Annotated in this window: 5 protein-coding genes; all 5 read left to right on the forward strand. The window is 38.4% G+C overall.

Going from position 1 to position 4,077, the window contains the following annotated elements; genetic code table 11:
• The first annotated feature begins 101 nt into the window (after nucleotides 1–101).
• The 5 genes from CXF89_RS18555 to prc all read left to right on the forward strand — a co-directional run bounded on the left by CXF89_RS18555 (nucleotide 102) and on the right by prc (nucleotide 4,064).
• On the forward strand, nucleotides 102–482 hold the full coding sequence (locus tag CXF89_RS18555) for a hypothetical protein (protein ID WP_007586920.1): 381 nt from the start codon (nucleotides 102–104) through the stop codon (nucleotides 480–482).
• 128 nt (nucleotides 483–610) lie between these two features.
• On the forward strand, nucleotides 611–1,069 hold the full coding sequence (locus CXF89_RS18560; RefSeq protein ID WP_007586917.1) for a GAF domain-containing protein: 459 nt from the start codon (nucleotides 611–613) through the stop codon (nucleotides 1,067–1,069).
• Nucleotides 1,069–1,347, forward strand: coding sequence for a hypothetical protein (locus tag CXF89_RS18565; protein WP_002961910.1), 279 nt, complete (start codon nucleotides 1,069–1,071; stop codon nucleotides 1,345–1,347). The genes CXF89_RS18560 and CXF89_RS18565 overlap by 1 nt, the downstream gene beginning before the upstream one ends.
• Nucleotides 1,348–1,362: 15 nt before the next feature.
• Nucleotides 1,363–2,013: an RNA chaperone ProQ gene (gene proQ / locus CXF89_RS18570; RefSeq protein WP_007586916.1), complete on the forward strand. Its 651-nt coding sequence runs from the start codon at nucleotides 1,363–1,365 to the stop codon at nucleotides 2,011–2,013.
• Between the two features lie 26 nt (nucleotides 2,014–2,039).
• Complete coding sequence (gene prc / locus CXF89_RS18575; protein WP_007586913.1) at nucleotides 2,040–4,064, forward strand: carboxy terminal-processing peptidase; 2,025 nt, start codon at nucleotides 2,040–2,042, stop codon at nucleotides 4,062–4,064.
• The last annotated feature ends 13 nt before the right edge of the window (nucleotides 4,065–4,077 follow it).

Below are 4,077 nucleotides of genomic sequence, written 5' to 3' on the forward strand. Positions count from 1 at the left end.
TTTATCATCATAAGTTACGACCATAGTCTCTATTTCTAAGCTTTAGATCTTGGTGCATGCTTAATACATTAAAATTTATACTCTGTATTAAGGATTATTAGATGAAACATCAACTCGCAAAAAGCGTCGCGCTTTCATTATTGTCCCCGGTAATTATTGGCAGCTTGTTAGGATTGTATTATGCACTAACGCTACAGGGTGATTTCTTATCCGTATTTTTTCAACTGTTGATGACTGCTATCTCAAATGCACATATTGTAGGCTTAACAATGGCGGCCTTTGTTGTGCCAGGGTATTTACTAATGTTTAAGTATTCTAAAGTTAATTATTCAGGTGTATTAACGCTTGGTTTGTTAGGTGGCGCTATATTTAGTTACTTATTAAGTGCCTCAACTGGCGAGATATTTTTGATTAATAGTGTTATGTCAGCATTTGCAGCCGGACTGTTTTTATTTGGTCTTCGCAAATCGGTAAAAAAATAATCGCAGCATTATTAACCAAGCACGCTGATAAACGGTGCGATTTCCTTTTTTTTACCTCCAAAAGGTTCCAATTTTTCACGACAAAGAGTACCTTTAGCTACTGTATGTTTAATAAGAAGTAGTTTGGTATGCAAAAGCACGATTTTTACCAGTCATTAGTTAAGCAAACTGAATCGCTGATAGCTGGTGAATCTAATGTAATTGCCAATTTGGCAAACATAAGCGCGCTGTTATTTACCTCTTTAGAAGATGTAAATTGGGCGGGCTTTTACTTTATGGATTCTCCTACTGAATTAGTACTTGGTCCGTTTCAAGGTAATCCTGCATGCATCCGTATTCCCGTTGGGAAAGGGGTATGTGGAACAGCTGCGGCAACCGCTGAAACACAATTAATTGAAGATGTTCACGCTTTTGACGGGCATATAGCCTGCGATGCAGCGTCTAACTCTGAAGTGGTTGTACCTATCATGAAACATGGTAAAGTATTCGCAGTACTAGACATTGATAGTCCAAGTATTGGCCGATTTGATGCTGATGATAAAGCTGGCCTTGAAGCATTAGTGAAATGCTTAGAGGCGAGCCTGTAATGAAAGATTTGCTAAATGTTCAAGACTACCTATTTGCTGTGCAAGATGTTGGCGACTGGGAAGGCGAAGAAGAGCATGTAGCGGAAACGCTCAATGATTTAATTCATATTGCATGGGATCGTCTTCCAGATGATTCAGAATGTGAATTTATTGATGAAACAATTAATGGTATTTGGGAACACCTTCGGGGTGATATGGCTGTAATAGAAGCCGATTTCGAAGAGTTGGTCGACTGGGTAACACACTACGTCGATTCGTCCCTTGATGAAAAGATGTGAAAAATAGGTTCTAAAATGGAAACCACAAACAAGCTAAAAGATATTAATGAAGTGTTGGAATTTTTATATCAAGAATTCCCACAATGTTTTAAACAAAAAGATGGCATCAAGCCGCTTAAAGTAGGTATTTTTAAAGATATTGCTGAGCGTATTGAAGGGTCTGAAAAAGTAAGTAAGACTCAAGTTCGTCAAGCGCTTAGAAAATACACGTCTAATTGGCGTTATTTAGAAGCTGTGACAAAGTCAGAGTTTCGTATTGATCTTGATGGTAATCAAGGTGAAAAAGTTGAGCAAGAGCATATCGACCATGCACAAAAAGCATTGGAAGAAAGCCGCGCTAAAATGGCAAAACGCAAAAAACAACAGCGTCCTCGCCAAGATTCTGATTCTAAATCTTTCAAGAAAAAACCAGCTCATGCTAGCAAAGCAGGCGATAAAAACGCACCTGCAGCTAACAAACCTGCTAAAGCAGCGCCAGTTAAACGTTCAGGAAAAATTGAACCTTTACCAGCAACTGAGGTCAAGGTTAATAATAAGGTTAAGGTTAAACTTGGCCAAGCACTTGTAAATGCAGTAATCACTGAAGTGAACAAAGATGACGTTCATGTTGAATTAGTGACAGGTATGCAAGTTAAAACCAAAGCTGACAGCTTATACATCGTTTAAGTTGTAAATAAATTAAGGAGTTGTGTATGAGTAAAAAGTTTACGCTCATTCCGTTAGTTGCTGCCCTGTTTTCAGGTTCATTATTTGCTGCTGTAGAAGCCGTTACAATTGACGATTTACCCCAGCTTAAGCAAGAGAGTCAACATGGTACTGCTAGCAAACGAGTGGCCAGCTTATTTGCTCGTTCACACTATACACCGGTTCGATTTAACGATGAGCTTTCTAGTAAAGTGTACGATCGTTATATCGAATCCCTTGATTTTAATAAAAGCGTTTTCTTAGCCAGCGATATTGCTTCTTTTGAGCAATATCGTGATGACTTTGATAACGCTATTACTACCGGTAAATTAGACTTTACGTTTGATATTTTTAACTTAAGTCTTAAACGCCGTTTTGAACGTTACGAGTATTCACTTACTTTACTTGAAAAAGAAATGACGTTTGATAAAGAAGATGAATACTTTTTTGACCGTGAAGATTCAGCATGGCCTGTGTCACAAGCTGAGCTTGATGAAATTTGGCGTGAGCGTGTAAAGTACGACGCACTGCGTTTAAAAATGACGGGTAAAGATTGGGAAGGCATTAAAGAAGTGCTGACCAAACGCTATAAAAATGCTGAAAAACGTTTAGTACAATCTAATTCAGAAGATGCTTTTCAAATTGTTATGAATTCGCTAGCACGTAGTATTGAGGCGCATACGTCTTATTTATCGCCACGTCGTGCAGAGCAATTCAAAATGGATATGGATTTAGAGCTTGAGGGCATTGGTGCCGTACTAAGCCCTGATGAAGACTACACTGTTATTCGCAGCTTAGTGCCGGGAGGCCCTGCAGATAAAACAGATCAAATTAAAGCTGATGATCGCATTATTGGTGTTGCCCAAGATGGCGAAGAATTTGTAGACGTAATTGGCTGGCGTTTAGATGACGTAGTTGATTTAATTAAAGGTCCTAAAGGGACTAAAGTACGTCTACAGTATTTAAAAGGTGTTGACGCTCACGGCGCACCTAAAGTTGTTGAAATCACGCGTGATAAAATTCGACTTGAAGATAGAGCGGCTAAATCAGAAGTATTTGAAGCCAAATACTCTGATTTAACAAGTAAAGTTGGCGTGATTGAAATTCCAGGCTTTTACAATAATCTTTCGAAAGATGTAAAAGTTGAACTGGCTAAGCTTAAAGAAGAAAAAGTTGATGGTATTATTATCGACTTACGCCAAAATGGTGGTGGTTCTTTATATGAAGCAACACAACTGTCTGGTTTGTTTTTTGACCAAGGTCCAGTTGTTCAAATTCATACCTTAAATAACCGTATTGAAGAGCAAAAAGACCGCGATGGTATAACTTATTATGATGGTCCTTTAACTGTTTTAGTTGATCGTTACAGTGCCTCTGCTTCTGAAATATTTGCAGCAGCTATGCAAGATTACGGTCGTGCGGTTATTATTGGCGAACAAACTTTTGGTAAGGGTACTGTGCAGCAGCACAAAGGCTTAGGCCGCGCTTACGATTTATACGATAATGCGCTGGGTAGCGTGCAGTATACAATTGCTAAGTTTTATCGTATTAACGGTGGTAGTACGCAACATAAAGGTGTGATCCCTGACATTTCGTTTCCATCAGCAATCGATCCTGCAGAGTGGGGCGAAAGTAAGCAAGATAATGCACTTCCTTGGGACAGCATTGTTAAAGCGAAATACAAAAAACTAGGTAATCTAACACCTATTATTACGTACCTTGAGAAACAACACGAAGTACGAATTAAATCAGAACCAGAATTTGGTTATGTATTTAATGACATTACCTTATACAACGAAGAGAAAGACCGTAAAACTATCTCTTTAGTTGAAGCTACGCGTATTAAAGAAAAAGATGAAGGTGAAGCACGTGCACTTGTACGTACTAACGAACGTCTTAAGCGTTTAGGTAAAGATCCGGTAGAAAACTTAGACGATTTACCTGAAGTAATTGAAGAGCTTGACCCATTTTTGGAAGAAGCTGCATTAATTACTCAAGATTATATTAATTATGGTCGTATAGCTAAGAAGTAACAACTGGTTTTAC

Origin of the sequence: Pseudoalteromonas sp. MelDa3 (assembly GCF_002863625.1) — a bacterium.
In the GTDB taxonomy this organism is placed as follows: Bacteria; Pseudomonadota; Gammaproteobacteria; order Enterobacterales; family Alteromonadaceae; genus Pseudoalteromonas; species Pseudoalteromonas arctica.